General features: G+C 71.8%; 1 protein-coding gene. It reads left to right on the top strand.

Going from position 1 to position 925, the window contains the following annotated elements; all coding sequences use genetic code 11:
- The first annotated feature begins 155 nt into the window (after positions 1-155).
- Positions 156-800: a glutamine cyclotransferase gene (locus tag KDH83_RS30865; protein WP_212322872.1), complete on the top strand. Its 645-nt coding sequence runs from the start codon at positions 156-158 to the stop codon at positions 798-800.
- Positions 801-925: the final 125 nt, after the last annotated feature.

Raw genomic sequence — 925 nt, 5'->3', positions numbered from 1 at the left:
CCCTGGCGGCCGCCGGCCAGGCCCAAGCGCTGGGACGGGGACGCGCGCGCCGCTGGGCCGCGCCGCCGCCGCCCGGATGCGCGACGGTTTTGTTACTCCCGCCGCTGCCGCCGGCGGACTAGCATGGCTCCATTCCCTTCCGGAGACTCCCCGCCATGAAATCAGCTCCCGCCCAGATCGTCCGTGAATACGGCCCCTTCCCCGGCGTCACCGATGTCCACGGCGTCAGCCACGACGGCCGCCGGGTCTGGTTCGCCACCGGCGATTCGCTGCAATCGATGGATCCGGCCAGCGGCAAGGTCGTCAGCATCATCAAGATGACGGCGCGCGCCGGCACCGCCTACGACGGCCGGCACCTGTACCAGCTCGCCGGTCCGAGCATCCAGAAGGTCGACCCTCGCAGCGGCGAGATCCTGGCCACGCTGCCAGCGCCCGCCGAGGGCTGCTCGGGCATGGCCTGGGCCGAGGGCGCGCTGTGGGTGGCGCATTACCGCGAGCGCAAGATCCACAAGATCGACCCGGCCACGGGCAAAATCCTGCGCACCATCGCCTCGGACCGCTACGTCACCGGCGTCACCTGGGCCAACGGCGGTCTGTGGCACGGCACCTGGGAAAACGACGAAAGCGAGTTGCGCCGCATCTCGCCCGAAACCGGCGAGGTGCAGGAGAGCCTGCTCATGCCCCCGGGCGTCTACGTCTCCGGGCTGGAAGCGGGCGACGGCGTGTTCTACTGCGGCGGCAGCACCAGCGGCAAGATCCGCGCCGTGCGCCAGCCCGAGCCGGCATCCGAAAGCCGCTGAACGGACGCCGCCGCCCAAACCGGCGGCGGCGCTTCCCGACTGGCGCCACGTCCGTCCGGCTCGCGCCGCCATCCCCGGCCGACGCTCCGTCCCCCAGGGGAATCCACCCGCCTTCCTCCCTGCAT

The sequence above is a fragment of the Achromobacter sp. Marseille-Q0513 genome, from assembly GCF_018195695.1.
In the GTDB taxonomy this organism is placed as follows: Bacteria; Pseudomonadota; Gammaproteobacteria; order Burkholderiales; family Burkholderiaceae_B; genus Achromobacter.
The sequence above is the reverse complement of the archived record's forward strand: the minus strand, read 5'-3'. Positions and strand labels throughout refer to the sequence as shown.